17 protein-coding genes are annotated in these 17,358 nt (G+C 47.9%); 12 read left to right on the top strand and 5 right to left on the bottom strand.

What is annotated here, in order from left to right; translation table 11 throughout:
- Positions 1-61 precede the first annotated feature (61 nt).
- The gene (gene glp, locus H6F52_RS11250) at positions 62-1,303 is read right to left on the bottom strand and encodes a gephyrin-like molybdotransferase Glp (protein WP_190534773.1); all 1,242 of its coding nucleotides are present in this window, start codon (positions 1,301-1,303) and stop codon (positions 62-64) included.
- 293 nt (positions 1,304-1,596) lie between these two features.
- Between glp and H6F52_RS11245 the strand changes: the two genes are divergently transcribed.
- The 5 genes from H6F52_RS11245 to H6F52_RS11225 all read left to right on the top strand — a co-directional run bounded on the left by H6F52_RS11245 (position 1,597) and on the right by H6F52_RS11225 (position 5,861).
- Positions 1,597-2,139 (top strand): RDD family protein, encoded by a 543-nt coding sequence (locus H6F52_RS11245; protein ID WP_190412571.1) that lies wholly within the window; start codon positions 1,597-1,599, stop codon positions 2,137-2,139.
- Positions 2,140-2,189: 50 nt separating this feature from the next.
- The gene (rpmG, locus tag H6F52_RS11240; protein WP_190412570.1) at positions 2,190-2,384 is read left to right on the top strand and encodes a 50S ribosomal protein L33; all 195 of its coding nucleotides are present in this window, start codon (positions 2,190-2,192) and stop codon (positions 2,382-2,384) included.
- 86 nt (positions 2,385-2,470) lie between these two features.
- A complete protein-coding gene (rpsR, locus tag H6F52_RS11235; protein WP_190412875.1) occupies positions 2,471-2,686 on the top strand; it encodes a 30S ribosomal protein S18 in 216 nt (71 codons plus the stop codon).
- Between the two features lie 129 nt (positions 2,687-2,815).
- Positions 2,816-4,876 (top strand): RNB domain-containing ribonuclease, encoded by a 2,061-nt coding sequence (locus H6F52_RS11230; RefSeq protein ID WP_190436886.1) that lies wholly within the window; start codon positions 2,816-2,818, stop codon positions 4,874-4,876.
- A gap of 181 nt (positions 4,877-5,057) precedes the next feature.
- Positions 5,058-5,861 (top strand): tetratricopeptide repeat protein, encoded by an 804-nt coding sequence (locus H6F52_RS11225; RefSeq protein WP_190534640.1) that lies wholly within the window; start codon positions 5,058-5,060, stop codon positions 5,859-5,861.
- 119 nt (positions 5,862-5,980) lie between these two features.
- On the opposite strand, the gene H6F52_RS11220 is transcribed toward H6F52_RS11225, so the two are convergent.
- Entirely contained in the window at positions 5,981-6,160 is a 180-nt protein-coding gene (locus tag H6F52_RS11220; RefSeq protein ID WP_190534638.1) for a ssl1498 family light-harvesting-like protein, read from the bottom strand.
- Between the two features lie 183 nt (positions 6,161-6,343).
- Positions 6,344-8,332 carry a glycine oxidase ThiO gene (thiO, locus tag H6F52_RS26110; protein ID WP_190534636.1) on the bottom strand — a complete coding sequence of 663 codons (1,989 nt, stop codon included), beginning with the start codon at positions 8,330-8,332 and terminating at the stop codon, positions 6,344-6,346.
- A gap of 827 nt (positions 8,333-9,159) precedes the next feature.
- On the opposite strand from thiO, the gene bchL reads away from it, so the two are divergent.
- From bchL to H6F52_RS11195, 3 genes are all read left to right on the top strand, one after another.
- Entirely contained in the window at positions 9,160-10,026 is an 867-nt protein-coding gene (gene bchL, locus H6F52_RS11210; RefSeq protein WP_190412565.1) for a ferredoxin:protochlorophyllide reductase (ATP-dependent) iron-sulfur ATP-binding protein, read from the top strand.
- A 115-nt stretch (positions 10,027-10,141) separates the two neighbouring features.
- Complete coding sequence (locus H6F52_RS11205; RefSeq protein ID WP_347275935.1) at positions 10,142-10,636, top strand: DUF5331 domain-containing protein; 495 nt, start codon at positions 10,142-10,144, stop codon at positions 10,634-10,636.
- 290 nt (positions 10,637-10,926) lie between these two features.
- Positions 10,927-12,333: a ferredoxin:protochlorophyllide reductase (ATP-dependent) subunit N gene (locus H6F52_RS11195; RefSeq protein ID WP_190412562.1), complete on the top strand. Its 1,407-nt coding sequence runs from the start codon at positions 10,927-10,929 to the stop codon at positions 12,331-12,333.
- A 217-nt stretch (positions 12,334-12,550) separates the two neighbouring features.
- Here the strand turns inward: H6F52_RS11195 and H6F52_RS11190 are convergent, their stop codons facing one another.
- Positions 12,551-13,420, bottom strand: a complete 870-nt coding sequence (locus H6F52_RS11190) for a hypothetical protein (protein ID WP_347276209.1) — start codon at positions 13,418-13,420, stop codon at positions 12,551-12,553.
- 404 nt (positions 13,421-13,824) lie between these two features.
- Here H6F52_RS11190 and H6F52_RS11185 point away from each other — a divergent pair, with 404 nt between their 5' ends.
- From H6F52_RS11185 to H6F52_RS11175, 4 genes are all read left to right on the top strand, one after another.
- The gene (locus H6F52_RS11185; RefSeq protein ID WP_190528383.1) at positions 13,825-14,055 is read left to right on the top strand and encodes a hypothetical protein; all 231 of its coding nucleotides are present in this window, start codon (positions 13,825-13,827) and stop codon (positions 14,053-14,055) included.
- 56 nt (positions 14,056-14,111) lie between these two features.
- Positions 14,112-14,237 (top strand): hypothetical protein, encoded by a 126-nt coding sequence (locus H6F52_RS26105; RefSeq protein ID WP_277881937.1) that lies wholly within the window; start codon positions 14,112-14,114, stop codon positions 14,235-14,237.
- 53 nt (positions 14,238-14,290) lie between these two features.
- Positions 14,291-14,848, top strand: coding sequence for a hypothetical protein (locus H6F52_RS11180; protein ID WP_190412560.1), 558 nt, complete (start codon positions 14,291-14,293; stop codon positions 14,846-14,848).
- Positions 14,849-14,931: 83 nt separating this feature from the next.
- Positions 14,932-15,576: a DUF3318 domain-containing protein gene (locus H6F52_RS11175; protein WP_190429385.1), complete on the top strand. Its 645-nt coding sequence runs from the start codon at positions 14,932-14,934 to the stop codon at positions 15,574-15,576.
- Positions 15,577-15,740: 164 nt separating this feature from the next.
- Here the strand turns inward: H6F52_RS11175 and H6F52_RS11170 are convergent, their stop codons facing one another.
- The gene (locus H6F52_RS11170) at positions 15,741-17,219 is read right to left on the bottom strand and encodes an esterase-like activity of phytase family protein (RefSeq protein ID WP_190534767.1); all 1,479 of its coding nucleotides are present in this window, start codon (positions 17,217-17,219) and stop codon (positions 15,741-15,743) included.
- Between the last annotated feature and the right edge of the window lie 139 nt (positions 17,220-17,358).

Raw genomic sequence — 17,358 nt, 5'->3', positions numbered from 1 at the left:
CGAAGAGAGTTCTGTAATTCAAAACTCAAAACTTTAAAGTTTTTACCAATGACTCTTTGGGTTAACCAATTGGTAAAACTTGCACCGGATCTCCAGATGCAATGAAGGTTTGACCTGCTGGTAAAACAGCCAGACCATTAGTTTGAGCAAGATTAATTAAATTACCGGAACTGTGACTACCGCCAGCCAAATGAAATTCATAAGCACCGTTTGCTAAATTCATGTTGCCCCAGAGGTAGCTTTCTCGTTTGCCGTCTGAACGCAAATCGTGATGCGATCGCGCTTGTACAAACTTTGGCTCCCAACCCTCAGCTAGACCGGCAAGTTTTCTCACGGCTGGCTGCACAAATCGCCAAAAACTCACCAAGGAAGAAACTGGATTTCCCGGGAGACCAAAGTATAGAATCGGACGCTGGGCGTTGGGAAATCTGGCGACGGTTAAAGGTTTACCGGGTTTAACCGCAACAGCACGGATATGAATCTCAGCACCGAGTTGGGCAAGAATTTCATCCACATAATCGTAGTCGCCTACGGAAACGCCACCGGAAGAAATGACCACGTCAGCGGTAGCGACAGCTTGCGCGATCGCTTTCTTGAGTGCCTCTGGTTCATCCCTGACAATCCCCAGCATCTGAGGTTCTGCGCCCGTCTGTGCCACTAATGCAGCGAGGGCGTATTGATTGGAGTCCACGATCTGACCGGGCTTCAGGGGTCGCTCCGGTTTCACCAATTCGTCGCCAGTGGACAGAATTGCCACGCGAGGGCGTCGGTAAACGGGCAATTGAGTACACTGAGCCGCTGCTAAAATAGCGATTTCCGGAGCATTGAGTCTAATTCCCCCTGGCAAAAGGGTAGTTCCCGCCTGGTAAAAAGCTGCCCGGTGACGCACAAAGGCTCCTAATTCTGCTGGAGCAGCGAAGATAAACACTTGCTTCTCCTCCCGCCGCGTTACTTCCTGGATCACTACAGTATCAGCGCTCTCTGGCATCACCGCACCTGTCAAAATGCGGGCGGTTTGCCCAGTTTGGAGCGATCGCTGCGGTTGATATCCGGCTGGAATCTCTTCTACAATTTCCAGCACCACTGGCTGTTCGGCGCTAGCTCCCTGCACATCGGAAAATTGCACCGCATACCCATCCATTGCTGAATTCGTCCAGTGGGGAAAATCCAACTCGCTCGTCACCGCAGCCGCTAGAATCCGACTATTGGCACGAGAGAGGTCTACAACCTCAGCATCCATCTGGTTATCTAGAGGTTGCACTAAATCGAAAATGATTGCCTCTGCTTCTTTAACCAACAGCATCGCCATCAATCCAGCCTCTTCTCAAGAATTGTCTAAAAAATTGTCAGTTAGTAGAGACGCTGATTCATCGCATCTACAGGTTAGTTGCATTGCCTAGCGGCTCTTTTAACCAAGATATCGGTGAGTCGCTTTTGTCTATCCAATGAAACCCGCCGATGCCAGTTAGTTGGTGGGCACTGTTTGGAGAGCCGTACCCCTAGAGTCGTCGCTATCAACACATTCACGGACAACAGACAAAAAGCGGTTAGGTGAAAGCTTAATATGGAAATAGACCGTCGGAAAAGCTATTTTTCATGCGTAACGAACTGACCAACCGCCGATTACCTAAGGTGCCAATTGAGCGACGGTGTATTGCTTTTGCGATTGATTTTCTAATTATTTGGCTCTTTAGCTTGCCCTTTGGGGCAAATACTCCGGGTATCCCGATTGCACAAATCTTGGTTTTCATTATCGCATGGCTAGCTGGGCGAGTGCTTCTGGTTGCGCGAAATCAGGGACAGAGTGTGGGCCGCTGGGCTTTGGATATGAAAGTCGTCGATCCCAAATACCGCAAAACTCCTGGGCTTTTTGAGTTATGCAAGCGCGAAGGGATTCTGGGATTCGCTGCTGTTTTGGCGATGGTGGGACTGACCATTGGGGTGTCGAACGGGGTCTCTTTACTGCTGCTGATCAGCCCTCTAGCAGTGGATTGTGGAGTGGCTTTTGCAGATGCTGAGTGGCAACAAGCTTTTCACGATCGCGTTGGGCGAACTTGTATCGTGCAGACGCGCCGAGGTTATTCTTTAGATATCCGCGTCAAAAAATTACTTGCTCAAGTGACTCGTCGTATGAAATAATATTGGTTTGTGTTTAATTTTGTCCTCTTGAATTTTGTAGAAATAGCATTATGGCAAGTAAGAAGGGGGCGCGCCTGATTGTGACGTTGGAATGCACCGACTGTCGCACCAACATCGCCAAGCGATCGCCGGGTGTTTCCCGATACACAACCACCAAGAACCGCCGGAACACGACGGCGCGGATTGAACTGAAAAAGTTTTGCACCCACTGCAACCAACATACCGTCCACAAAGAAATTAAGTAATCATCAGTCCTGAGTCATTAGTTTTTGATTAATGACCAATGACTGCTGAGTGCTGAGTGCTGACAATTAACAACGAATCACCAACGATGACTTACTTCCGTCGCCGCCTTTCCCCAATTAAACCTGACGAACCTATCGACTACAAAGATGTCGATTTGTTGCGGAAATTTATTACAGAGCGGGGTAAAATACTGCCTCGCCGAATTACAGGTTTAACAGCAAAGCAACAACGAGATTTAACCGTAGCAATTAAGCGGGCACGCCTTTTAGCTCTGTTGCCCTTTATTAACCCTGAAGGTTAACTCAATTTTGGATTGGGGATGGGTGGATTTTGGACTTAGATCGAAAATCTACAATTTACAATCGCCACGCCGCTAAACTGGTAGATAGATGGGCTGTCCAATGAATGCTACTGCGTAAGCCAAAAACTTGTGGAGAAAGGAACGTTAATTGAGTTTCGGCTGCATGGAGAGCGGCGTCTTGCTGTTGCAGAACGTCAAGAAGGCAAAACGCACTGGATTGTGGTAGACGAGAAAGGTCAATCCCACACCATCCATCCCCGACAAATGACCTATAAGATTGCAGGTGAAAGCTATAAACCTGCACAAATTTCCAGCTTCCTCCAAGAGGTACAGCGCTATCTGGACCCAACTGGCTTGGAGGTAGCATGGGAATTATTGGTAGAGGATGGAACGAGCGTTACAGATGTGGAAATGGCGTCAGTGCTGTTTTCTGACAAAAGTGCCCCCCTATGTTACGCAGCGTACTATTTGCTATCTGAAGATAGACTTTATTTCAAGCAAAAAGGCGATCGCTACGAGCCGCGTCCTGCTACTCAGGTAGCAGAACTAAAACATCAGATAGAAGTCGAAAAAGAACGGCTCTTGCGGCGACAAGAATTTGTAGAGCGCGTGCAAAAGGCGCTCTCTGGCGAACAGGTAGAGTGGGAACGCCGCGAACGTCAACGCCTGGAAGCCATTGAAAAATATGCGGCTCTGTTGACAGATGTCGTTCGTGCTGGACTCAATCAAGAATCTCTGAATCGCGCCTATCCCCCTCCAGCACCTGTTTTGGAAACAATGAGCGAGCTTGGACGCCCCGGAACTCCCCAAGCTGCGTTTCAACTGCTGGTGGATTTGGGATTGTGGAGTCCTCACGAAAATCTATATCTGCGGCGCAGTCAGATCCCCGTTCACTTTCCAGACAAGGTGATAGAAGTGGCTAAGCAGTATGCTGAGTTCGCGCCGAACGATTCGGATGAGCACCGATTAGATCTGACTCATTTGAAGGTGTACACGATTGATGATGAAAGTACAAAGGAAATAGACGATGGATTGAGTATGGAAACCCTCGCCGATGGGCGTCAGCGGCTTTGGATACACATTGCCGACCCCTCGCGCTTGGTTTCCCCAGGAGATGAATTAGACTTAGAAGCTAGACGGCGTACCACAACGTTGTATTTACCGACGGGGATGATTCCGATGTTCCCGCCGAGTTTGGCAACCGGGCCGATGAGCTTAGTGCAAGGAAAAATTTGTTGGGCGCTGAGCTTTGGCGTGCTTTTGGATGAAAAAGGTGCCGTAGAGGACTATTGCATCAGTGCCAGCTTAATTAAGCCGACCTATCGCCTGACTTACGACGATGTGGATGAGATGCTGCAACTGGGTATCCAGGCAGAACCAGAGATAACAGCGATCGCTTCTTGGGCGAAACGTCGCCAATCATGGCGGCAGTCCCAAGGATCGATTAACATCCATATGCCAGAGGCGATGATTAAAGTCAATGGTGACGAAATCATCATTGAAATTTTGGAAGACTCACCCGCACGCCAATTGGTGGCAGAGATGATGATTCTCACGGGTGAAGTGGCTGCCCACTACGGCAAAACTCACAATATTCCTCTGCCCTTTCGCAGTCAACCCCAACCCGAACTTCCCTCAGAAGAGGAACTATTGCAGCTGCCCGCGGGACCTGTGAGATTTTGTGCAATGCGGGGATGTATGCCTCGTAGCGAAATGAGCCTCACGCCGGGACGACACGCCGGTTTGGGGCTGGAAACCTACGCTCAGGTAACATCTCCAATCCGCCGCTACAGCGACTTGCTGGCGCATTTCCAAATAAAGGCGCATTTACGCGGCGAACCCACGCCATTCTCAGCGCAAGAGTTACAAGAAGTTATGCTGGGTATCGGCACCGCCTCCCAAGAAGCAAGGTTAGTGGAACGCCAGACAAATCGTTATTGGGGGTTAGAGTACCTGCGGCGTCATGGCGATCAGGTTTGGCAAGCGCTGATGCTGCGATGGTTGCGAGAAGATGACCGATTAGGATTAATTTTGTTAGAAGATTTGGGATTAGAGTTGGCGATGCGGTTCACCCACTCAGTGGCACTTGGCGATCGCTTAGAAGTCCGAGTCAGCCATGCCGATCCCCGGCAAGATGTCATTCAGTTCCGCCAGCTTATCGATCAGGAAGCTCAGCCAGCTGGCACGTAAAAAAATAGTGCAAAGGATTGATTCGACAGGACTGAGTGAGAAAATAGTGCTGAGGACTACCTCAAGAGGAAGAAACAGAAAATAGATTTCACGTTTCCCCTGATGTTTATTTTTTACCTCAGCGATCGGTCTTCAGCTTTCAGTCCTCAGTCCTTTCCAGCGGGGCGAGAAAAGACAAGCTATGAATAACATTCGCAAAACTATCGCCATTGTCGGAATCACCACAGTAATTGGTGGAATTCCTACTGCTGTCTACGCTCAGTTGCCGCCCAGCCAGTTACTGAGTGCTGCTGATAATAATAAGGCAACGATGAGCGCGGTTGATTTATACAACCGGGGCGTTGATAAACTAGACGCCGGTGATTATGAGGGGGCGATCGCAGACTTTAACGAAGCGATTCGTCTTGCTCCCCAGGATGCAGAGTCTTATTACAATCGGGGGTATGCCCGTCACATCCTCGGAGCTTACCAGCAAGCGATCGCAGATTACACTGAGGCGATTCGGATTAATCCTGAGTACGGAAATGCTTACGGCAACCGGGGATATTCCTACTATCTTCTCGAAAATTATCAACAAGCGATCGCTGATTCTACGGAGGCGATCCGACTCAATCCCAAAGATGCAAGTGTCTATATTAACCGAGGCAATGCTCGCGACGATCTAGGAGAAACTCAAGCCGCAATTGCCGATTTTAACCAAGCTTTACAAATCGACCCCAAGAATGCCAGAGCTTATTACAATCGGGGTTTAGCTTTCAACCGGCTAGGACAACATGCCAAAGCGCTTGACGATTATACTCAGACGGTAAATTTAGATTCTAAATTTGCTGAAGCCTATTACAACCGCGCAATCACCTACTTACGATTGAATAATCGTCAAGCGGCAGTTGCAGATTTTCAGAAATCCGCAGACCTTTTCAAGTCCCAAGGAAGAACAGAAAGTTACCAAGACGCCCTAGAAGCGACAAAAAACCTTCAACGGTAAACCTACGTTCAATTCAAAGTAGAAGGCAAAAGACAAAAAACGAAACTCTGTTTCTTTTTACGTTTAACTTTTTACTTTTGCCTTATTTCACCCGTTCCTGAAAAGTATCAGGTGGAGGCTTAGCCTACATTGGATGCCGAAATAGCAACAAATATTAAGCTGCTAAGCAAAACGATCGCGCCAATTCCCATGAAGAGATAGTTACGCTTTTGATCCTGGGTTGGCGGTTCTGCTTTGTAAACTTTTGGTTCTACTGCAAAATTGTTCAAACGTCCGCCGTCTTCGGTTGTATATCGCATGAATGATATCCTTATTTAGGATTTATTTTGTAAATAATTGTAACAAAGAATCGGGTCAATGTACTCTATCTTTTGCATGAATTATTTACACTACTTCCGCCAGAGGAGAGAATCTTGGTACCGACTAAGTGCAGGGGTGCCAAGGAGAGGTTGAACTTACATTCTCCTCAGCCCCTTTAGCCTTTAACTGGTAATCGTGCCAGTCAGGGGAGAACTGGGGTTGGCGTAGACTTTTACAGGGATTCGTCCGGCTTGATAGGCGAGACGCCCAGCCTCAACACCCAGAGCCATTGCGCGACCCATCGCGGCTGGATTTTTTGCCCCAGCGATCGCACTATTGATCAACACGGCATCAGCCCCCATCTCCATTGCCTGCGCTGCCTCACTGGGCGTAGCCAGTCCGGCATCCACCACCACCGGCACCCCAGCATTCTCAATAATGATTTCAATATTCGCTGCATTCTTGATGCCCTGTCCGGAACCAATCGGAGAACCCAAAGGCATCACCGTCGCACAGCCAACCTCTTCCAATCGTTTAGCCAGTAGGGGGTCAGCATTGATATAAGGCAGAACTGCAAAGCCTTCCTTCACCAGTTGCTCTGCCGCTTCCAAAGTGCCAATTGGGTCGGGCAGCAGATACTTTAAGTCAGGAATCACCTCTAACTTGACAAAGTTATTGTCTTCTTGACCCAAAAGTTTTGCCATCTCCCGCCCCAGACGTGCCACTCGAATCGCCTCTTCAGCCGTTTTACAGCCAGCCGTGTTGGGTAGCATCCAGATTTTTGTCCAATCCAACGCTTCAGCCAGCCCTTCATGTCCGGGCGCTTTTGTTTGTACCCGGCGCACCGCCACAGTAACAATTTCGCAACCGCTAGTCACAATACTTTGCTGCATTTCTTCGATGCTGCGATACTTGCCGGTACCAGTCATCAGGCGAGAGCGAAAAGTCCGACCCGCAATAATTAAAGGATCGGATGGCAGGGTTTCCAAGGAATGATTCATCTGTAGGGACGAGCCTTGAATTCTCCCGGATTCAGAAGGATGGCTTATTTGAAGCATTTTGGGGGTTGCATTGATGGGTTTAGATCCAGCGTAGAACCTGGAGTAGTGAAAATGGTCTAACAGGGGATCGGACTTTTGCTCCCAAATCAGGTCTGCCACTAAGGAAGCCGTCACGGGTGCCAGCAAAATTCCGTTGCGGTAATGACCCGTTGCCAGCGTTAAATTCTCGCAGGCGCTAGAACCGAGAATCGGCAACTCATCGGGTGTCTCCGGTCGAAATCCCCACCAAAATTCTTGGATGGGAAAGTTCTGCAAGGTGGGATAAAGGCGAATCGCGCTTTCCAATAAGGTTCTGATTCCGGCTGGAGTGTTATGGGGTGTGAATCCCACATCCTCGCTAGTGGCTCCCACGATCAGTTGTCCATTCCGACGCGGCACGATGTAGATTTCCTCACCAAACAGCACCCGCTTTAGAGGCAATCCCTCCTGACTACCCCCAGGCGCTTGCACGGATAACATTTGACCCTTTTTCGGGCTGACCGGAATTGGCAAAAATTCATTTGACCAAGCGCCGGTGGCTAAGACATAGTGTTGAGCGCGAAAATCCCCAGATGCTGTTCTGACGCAGTTGATTCTCCGGTTCTGTTGTTGGAGTGCTTCAGCTGCCACGCCTTCACGGATATCTACACCTAATTCCCTCACTGCCACCCGCAAGGCTTGAACTAAAGCCCGATTGTCTACTTGACCATCTTCGGGATACCACCAACCACCAACAACATCTGAACCCAGTCCGGGTTGAATTTGATGGATTGCATCTTTATCTAACCAATGTGCTGAGGAGTGAGGACTGAGGGCTGAGGACTGAGGATTGAGATAAACGGGTGCCAAGATGCCACTAGGCCAGTAGCCGATAGATACCCCTGCGATCGCTTCCAGTTTGCTTGCCCAGTCCGGATACAAATCCCGACTCCGCAGACATAAATCCAGCATTGCGCCGGTCGGAATCCCTTCTGCTTGGGGTGCTAGCATTCCAGCAGCAGCATGAGCCGCTGCGGAGTTGAAGTCGCGGCACAAGACGGTGACGGTTGCCCCCCGTAAGCGAAGTTCGAGGGCGATCGCTAAGCCAATCGCACCGCCGCCGATGATGAGAATGTCAGTTTCTGTATTCATATAGATATAGCCGCTTTCACTTAAATCCGACTCTAAGGCTTTCCATAAATCAACGCATACGCCTTAGAAAAAATGGCGTCCTAATTTAAGCCTAGTCAAGAAGCGTTGCCAATGAGCGGTAGCGATCGCTTTAGTCTTGGTCATGGCGACGGATTGCTTCGGAACACCAGGCGCTCCGCAAAACCATCCCTCCTCCCCTTTCGGTGATTGATGTTAGCCTCTTCCCGCCCCTCTGCGATCTTCTCCCTGACTGTGAACTCAACTCGGATTCCTAGAAAACAGTCTCTCAAAAATTAATAATTATTCATCAAAATCCCCACTTTACTTGCAGATGCCTCTGTGACCCTTTTGATTAGCCATCTGCTTCAGGCAGTGTAGCCGATTAGGCGAAGTCAATCCGAGTTATAGGTACAGTTTAAGACTTTCTCGACGAGCGCCGTTGTTCGCAGAGTCCTAAATAGCCTCAAATTATCGGTTTCACGTTGTAGCGTGAGCGTCTTCTCTTGGCCCCGAGCTTTTTGTCTTTTGTTCCACATTCTTAATTAAAAGAGTACAAAACCTCTTAAAAATTTAAATTGCAGCTTTATCAGCATTTTTAGCAAAATAAAAACATTAAAGAATTATCTATTTTCTCAATAATCGCGATTAGTACCTAATCCATTCCTCCATCCCCTTTATTTTCTGCGGCAGTTGGACAATAATGCAGTTCATACCCAGATAAAAAGCAATCTACGGCTGGCTTTCTTCGGCAGCGACTTTATTCATGCCCTGCCTAACACCAAAGACAACCATCCTGGTTTGAAATGAAACTATAGGAGACGAAGCGCGTGAAACTGTCAGTATACGGAAAAGGCGGAATCGGCAAATCCACAACCAGCTGCAATATCTCTGTGGCTCTAGCCAAGCGCGGCAAGAAAGTCCTGCAAATTGGCTGTGACCCCAAGCACGACAGCACCTTCACCCTGACCGGCTTCCTGATTCCCACAATTATCGACACGCTTCAAGAAAAGGACTACCACTACGAAGATGTCTGGGCTGAAGATGTCATCTACAAAGGCTATGGCGGCGTTGATTGCGTAGAAGCAGGGGGTCCCCCAGCCGGTGCCGGTTGCGGCGGTTACGTGGTAGGCGAAACCGTGAAGTTACTCAAGGAACTGAACGCCTTCGATGAGTACGATATTATTCTGTTTGACGTACTCGGTGACGTGGTATGCGGTGGCTTTGCAGCTCCCCTCAACTATTCGGACTACTGCTTGATTGTCACTGACAATGGCTTTGACGCCTTGTTTGCAGCCAACCGGATTGCCGCTTCTGTCCGTGAAAAAGCTCGGACTCACCCCCTGCGTCTCGCCGGATTGATTGGCAACCGCACTGCTAAGCGCGACCTGATCGAAAAATACATTTCTGCGGTACCAATGCCAGTGCTGGAAGTGTTGCCGCTGATTGAAGACATTCGCGTTTCCCGTGTTAAGGGCAAAACTCTGTTTGAAATGGCAGAGACTGACCCCTCGCTCAACTACGTCTGCGATTACTACCTCAACATTGCCGACCAAATTCTGGCGCGTCCAGAGGGTGTTGTGCCGAACGATGCTCCAGACCGCGAGTTGTTCTCCTTGCTGTCTGATTTCTACCTCAATCCCACCAAGCCAGAGGTGAAGACTGAAGAACAAGAGCTAGATATGATGATGGTTTAGGGAGCTAAGGATGGAGAATGGATCAATGCTTTTAGTGTCAATCTTGACGTGCGTATTGTTATGCACCATTCTCCAAACCAAATTATTTTCACCAGCATCAGCATCAAGTCCAACTGTGAACACCGAGCAGCTATGTCCTGAGCAGCTACGTCCTGAGCAACTACGTCCTGAGCAGCTACGGGAATCGGTCAGAGCCAAATGGCTAGACTACTATCGAAAAAATCACTACTGGCTCAATCGTCTGCAAGTCTGGGTGACATCTGAAGGACAAAGACGCCCTACCTCCAGCTTCATTTTGGCGACGCTATCGACTCTAGACCCGCAATTTAATGAAATGCTTCCCCTGATTGTGGATCTCAATGCAGATCCCGACCGAATTGTGGCGAGCTTTGGGCTAGACTTCGATCCCGACGATGAGCTAGAGGCATTACCGGCGGCTCCCGACGATGAGCTAGAGGCACTATCGGCTGAAAAAACAGATACAGAGGAAGTCAGAATGCTACCTCCATCTGCTGTCAATGTTGCTCAATCAGCCAGTCGTATCGCTGCTAAGGTGGATGAATCTTGCGAGGGAGTTTACAAAAAGCATCGCTTTCCTTGGCAGCGTTAAAAGTTAACACCAGTATTGGCAGGATGAGCTAACAGAAAGTATGGCTTTTTTTGAAAACTTTACATCTGCTTTGAAGCAGAAGTTGTTGGAATATTTTCAAGCGAATCGTTCCTGGAGCGCTCTGTAAATGAAGCTTAAGGATGCAGAGATTGTCGCTCGAATCCCAAATCCTGAGTAATTTGTCAATAGTTATGAGTCATTAAATCAGAATTTTTTTGTCTCTGGAATGACTAATAACTAATCACCTTTTGACTAACAATCAATTAAAAATTTGAGAGGAAACCTTTACTATGACCCTTGCGAATACAGAACCGGAAGCGCTTAATTTTGAGTGTGAAACTGGAAATTATCATACATTTTGTCCGATTAGCTGTGTAGCTTGGTTGTACCAAAAGATAGAAGATAGTTTCTTCCTAGTTATTGGTACAAAAACCTGTGGCTACTTCTTACAAAACGCGATGGGGGTGATGATTTTTGCGGAACCCCGCTACGCGATGGCTGAATTGGAAGAAGGAGATATCTCCGCTCAGTTGAATGACTATGAAGAGTTGAAGCGGCTGTGTTTGCAAATTAAGCGCGATCGCAACCCCAGCGTCATTGTTTGGATTGGCACCTGCACCACCGAAATCATCAAAATGGATTTGGAAGGCTTGGCACCCAAGCTAGAATCCGAAATTGGCATCCCCATTGTGACGGCTCGCGCCAATGGTTTAGACTACGCCTTTACTCAAGGGGAAGACACCGTACTGGCGGCGATGGCTGCCCGGTGTCCCGATAAAGCGCCCGTGGTAGAAACTGAGAAGAAAGAAAGGAATGCGATCGCTTCTCTGCTCAACTTCGGCAAGAAAAAAGAAGATGTTGCCGCCGATGAATCGGAATATGTCAAGCATCCGCCACTGGTTCTCTTCGGTTCTCTCCCCGATCCAGTTGTTACCAATCTGACACTGGAACTGAAAAAGCAAGGCATTAAAGTTTCTGGTTGGTTACCATCCAAGCGTTACACCGAATTGCCAGTTCTGGAAGAAGGCTACTACGTCTCTGGCATGAACCCCTTTCTCAGCCGCACCGCCACTACGCTGATGCGTCGCCGCAAGTGCAAACTCATCGGCGCACCCTTCCCCATTGGTCCCGATGGCACCCGCGCCTGGATTGAGAAAATTTGCTCGGTGTTTGGGATTGAACCCAAAGGGCTAGATGAGCGGGAAGCGCAAATCTGGGAAAATCTGGAAGACTACGTCCAGTTGATTCGCGGCAAATCTGTCTTCTTCATGGGCGATAACTTGTTGGAAATCTCTTTAGCTCGTTTCCTGGTGCGCTGTGGCATGACTTGCCCGGAAATCGGCATCCCCTACATGGATAAGCGCTATCAAGCCGCTGAATTGGCGCTGCTAGAGAAAACTTGCCACGAAATGGGTGTACCAACGCCTAGAATTGTGGAGAAGCCGGACAACTATAACCAAATTCAGCGTATTTACGAACTGAAGCCAGATTTGGTGATTACTGGTATGGCGCACGCCAACCCACTGGAAGCACGTGGTATCAATACTAAGTGGTCTGTTGAGTTCACTTTTGCTCAGATTCACGGCTTTACAAATGCTCGTGACATTCTGGAGTTGGTGACTCGTCCGCTGCGCCGGAATAACAACCTTAAAGATTTGGGTTGGGATAAGTTAGTGAGAGAAGAAGCGAAGATTTAAGAACCTCGCCCCTTGTCCCTTTCCGCTTTTCGGTGAGGGGCGTAATAGATAATAAATAGTAGGAGCGATCTAGATGCGATCGCTCCTATTACTTTTATTAGTAAAGTTAGGTCATCTTGATAGAAGGGTCGAATTGCGATCGCTTTTTTACCCAACTACAGAAGACGCGAAGGAAGAGAGGAAGCACTCGCAAACACAGGATAACTATATGAGTTCTTTAACTAATAACTACACCAAACTTCAGTAATATTCTGGGCAGGCAATCATCCAAATTCTTGATATGTTCATCCGATAATTCGATTAAGTTGAGCTGGTACTTCTGATATAGCTCCTGCTTAACTCGCTTACGTGCCGCATACTCTTGATCGTTGTCGTATCCCCAATACTCGATATACACTCTCCCTGATGGAAGATAAAAGTCACAGTACGCTTCTTCCTCAATGGGTAGTCGTCGTTCGTAAGCATGAACGATTCCCGAAACATACAACCAATTATCAATCAGAGCTTCAGCCTTTGATCGAACCCAATGCCCATCAGTGGTGCGATGCTGTGCGCTAGCCCGAAACTTCTCGCGAAACCCTTGTTCGCTGGTTGCTTCCTTGGTACTTGCTTCTAAACTATCACCATTGATACTTTGGATAGTCGTGAGGAACGCTTGATTCGTCAGAATCGACTCAGACCAGAGAACGTATAGCATGCCGTCTTGCGAATAAGTTTTTTGCACCGCACCGAAGTTAATTCCTAACTTGGTAGCAACCCAGCCGTTCTGGTCTTTGCTCAACAATCCTAATTCAGCCAAAATGGGGTTAACTTTGTGCTTGGGTATTGCCAGTTTCTCGCTGATGCTGGTAGCGGACAACAGCGATGGGGAAGACGATGGCTGAGGCTTCGGTTTAGGTTTTGGTGTGGGTGACGCTTGAGTGTTGTTAGCCTTCCAATGCTCGTAACACAATTTATGACCTGGTTTAGAAACTTGTTTAGTACATTTTGGTTCAGTACAAATTTCCATTGATGAAAGTTCATTAAGCTTAGATACGGCATTGGCTAGCTTCATGAGCGATCGCTCTAAGTTCATATCAATATACACAGCTAAACTGCTGGGTATTTTAACAGTCCTCAAAGACGCTCCGATTCAGGAGTAATACTGAATTTCAACCTAATTGTATGGCACCATCAATAAATGCTTTCCAAGTTTTTGTTAGTTCTTCAGTTTTCAGTTGGTAGTTTGACTGTGCGAATTAGATAGGAAAAGGCATTTTTGTCAGAAAACGTACTGGCTTGAAATGCTACAAAGGCTTCCGGAAGGGTTGTGCAGTTACAAAAACCACTTTAGTTTTAGCTTGTCTGAGTTAGAGCGATCGCACTCCCCTTTTTTTGCACTTGCGTAGCATTCCACCCCAGTTTAGTCAGAGGCAGCTAGAATTAAATGAAACTTTGCGCGATCGCTCAGGATCGTTCCCTGCACTAAAACGCGGTAGGAGAAAAAACTGTATGAAAACAAAATTATCTTTGGTTACGATCGCTTCTAGCACTGCGATCGCTAGTAGCATTTTGTTGGGTTCAGTCAGTTCCGCTCAACCCTGTTCGCTTAGGTCTACTTATTATCGAGAACGGTACGAGCAAGCGAGTTGGTTACGTTCTCCATTAGCAGCAGTCATTACATTACCTGGAATCGCCCTCGCAGCAGCACTCTATCTTGGCGGTCGTTCCCACCAGCGCTAGGCAAATTTGAACTGTACCGCAGGCATCTGGCGTTGGGTTTTTCGGAGCAAAATTGCTTGAGAAACAAAAGACGCGATCGCTATCCTAGCTCCAACCCAAACCCCGATAAGAACAGCGTTAGAAGCAAGCGATCGCCCCAAGCCCTAACTAAAGACGGCTTTCTCTATGCCGTTGTCAGATAGCACGTTATACTGTGTCGTGTTATTCCTGCTCCACCTGACGCAGCGAGGCTGTCATGGGCGCTACTTTACGACAGATTGCCACGTATCTAGACAATCAAGGTTGGAAATATCATATTGACGAAGAAGCGTACCGGATTCTGACGGGTGTACAAGCTGAAAACGTAGACGAATTCTTGATTGTTGTCCAGCTGGATGAGGATGGGGAATTTTTCAAGGTATTTGCGCCCCAAGTTATATCTGGAGTTAAAGATCATCCTTACAAAGAAGCGATCCTCCAGACAATGCTGTGCATTTCCTGGGAAACCAAAATGCTGCAATGGGAATATGACCCAAACGATGGCGAAATTCGTGCCATCATTGAGTTTCCCTTAGAAGATTCAAGTCTTACCGAAAAACAATTCAACCGTTGTTTGTCAGGTTTAATTCAAATTATTGATAATGTAGCGATGCCTCGACTGAAAGAGGTGATGGAAACCGGCAAAGATCCAGGCGATCGAGAATTGGGAGAAAGGCTACTGCTTACCCTTCAAGAAGAAGCTCCTGGATTACTGCAAATGTTGGAGAGAGCGATGGAAGCGCGTAAGAAGCGGGGACTATTCCCATCTGAGTGAATCTGAATCCGGGCACGAAGATCGCTATACTCCAAAGTAATAACCTTACGATTGAAAAGCGAATTTCCTGGGGCTGGACGACTATGACATCCTATGCAACCTCTTCTGCTAGAGCTGAGATGAGCGAACTCCGGCGGTTAAAAACCTTACTGCCGCCAGAATTGCAAAGCTGGGTAACAGTCGAAGGAACGACTGAAGTGAATCCACCCCTGATCCGCTGTGAAGAAATTGGCAAGGATCAAATTGAGGTTCAAATTGATCTAGTGAAATGGGATCAGCTAGCACTCGATCAGCGGAATTTACTGTTTTGGCACGAAGTCGCCCGAATTCAAAACGACACCATCCCTAGAGATGGCTGGGAAATGGCAGCGCTTGCAATTGGTTTAGGCGGTGCTGTCGGCGAACTGTGGGTGCAGGATGGCTTGCTGTTGATATTAGCCTTAGCCTTGTGTGGTGTCTCAGGCTGGAGATTGTATCAAAAAAACAGTGGGGAGAAGCAGGTAAAAGAGATGATTGAAGCGGATGAAAAAGCGATCGCGCTTGCTACCCGCTTTGGTTATTCCCTCCCCAACGCCTACAAAAGTTTGGGTAGCGCTTTGAAAGCTTTGCTAGAGCTAACCCCAAACAAACGGCAACGGAGCAAATACGAAACGCGGCTTTCTGCCCTCAAGCGTAGTGCTGCCAAAGCCAAAGCTAAAGTCAAAGGCGCACGCGAGGACTCAATATAAAGACTCTTCGGATGCGATCGCATCCAAATCTTCGTTACCAGGCGTAAGCTGAGTAACGAGATTGAAGAATTGTTCTGTTTTACATGAGTGCCTGTCTTTCCCCAAGTTCGGGTGTACCAAAGCTACACCCGAATTTGGGCACCGTTTATATTGCCATTGCCTTTTTATTGCCGCCGCTTAAGCAATAAACCGCCAAAACCCAGTAGCATTAATCCAGCCGTTGCCGCTGGTTCTGGCACTTTTTCCGGAGGTACAAACCCCTCTAACTCTGTAGCACTAGCTTTGAACGAGTAGAGGTAGCCTGGAAGTAATTTTTGTCCGGCGGGACAGCCGCTATCAATAGATACGAGAGTAAAGGCTGTACCATCTGTGCAAACATCCTGCTGACCAGCATTCCCCTGAGTCACACTAAAGTCGTTATCCGTGCCAAGGATAATTGCGTAGGAACCATCCGTTAGCTTAGGCCCGATTGTCAAACCTTCCAACTTCTCAGGGATTACTTGACCACTCGCCTTCAGCTGCGCTGCAACATCTAAAAACAGAGACTTGCTAACAGGTATTACGCCAGATGGTAAAGTATTTGTACCTATCAAGCTGATGTTGCTGACATCTGTGGCACCTGTGAGATCAATTTTGTAAACCCGCTTACTGGCGACTGGGGCTTTACTTAGAGGATCGGCTTCGCCCACGCCGCGATTATCGCGTTCCAGTACTAGGAACTCATTGTTATTAAGGGCGGTAATGGCGCTAATGCCAATATTACGACCTTGAGAATTCTGCCCAAAATCGTCATCAGTTCCGGGAATGCGATCGTTAATAGCGGCAAGACTTTCTAGCTGGTAAATATATTGGGCAACGCTATCACCTGTTGCCGTATTAAACTCCACAATTCTCAAGTTCTGGCTGCGTCGTCCATCGGGACTTCCCTCAGTTACGAGCGGGTCTTGCAGCATCGCATACAGTTTTTTACCGTCTGGGCTAAGAGTCACTCCCTCAAAGCCTCGGTTATCCTGGCGACCGCTAGTAAGGATTGGGCGACCATCGACATAGTTGGGAACACTTCCAGCTAGAGGAAGTATGTTGCTTGGAGTGGCAAAGGCCCGGATGAACGAACCAGTCGAAGTGAACTCATAAACAGAGGGGCCATACTCGTCTGAAACGTAGAAGTTGCCGTTGGGTGCAACTGCAAAGCCTTCTGGATCGAAGCTAAGACCCAGAATTCCGGTATCGCCGTTGAGTAACTGGGGGTTCAACCCGTTAAAGTTCTCACCGTCCTTAGTAAATAAAATGGTCTTCAGCAGCTTGAAGTTGCTAATCGTCCCCGTGTTTGGGTCAACATCCAGCGAAAATTTCTGAACTCGCGTTTCGTAGGAAAGTACACCGCCTCCTGCACCACGATCGCCCAAACCGTAGTACACATTCTCGTAGCGATCGTAATATAGATCCGAGAAAAAACCTAAGCGATTGATGTTAGCACCACCATTGCCGCCATTAGTCGGGAATAGATCCGTACTTTCCCCCGGAATCGCCAGAGTATTAACTAGGGAAGCGGCATAAGTAGAGGTGGTATTTGCCGCGATAGAGAGCGTAGAGAGCGCCAGCGAGCAACTAACCGTCCAAAGCCAATGCTTTGCTTTCATAATGTCTTAGCCTCAGAACTTTTACTATCACGAGCATCAGACGGTTACTTTAAAAGCTGGTTAAAGATAACTTTAAAGCGGTCTTCCACACCGTAATTTCACATAAGTATTCCGGTTCTTCATCAATTCTTTATTCAACTAC

It is taken from the genome of Coleofasciculus sp. FACHB-542, from assembly GCF_014695825.1.
Taxonomy (GTDB): Bacteria; Cyanobacteriota; Cyanobacteriia; order Cyanobacteriales; family FACHB-T130; genus FACHB-T130.
The sequence above is the reverse complement of the archived record's forward strand: the minus strand, read 5'-3'. Positions and strand labels throughout refer to the sequence as shown.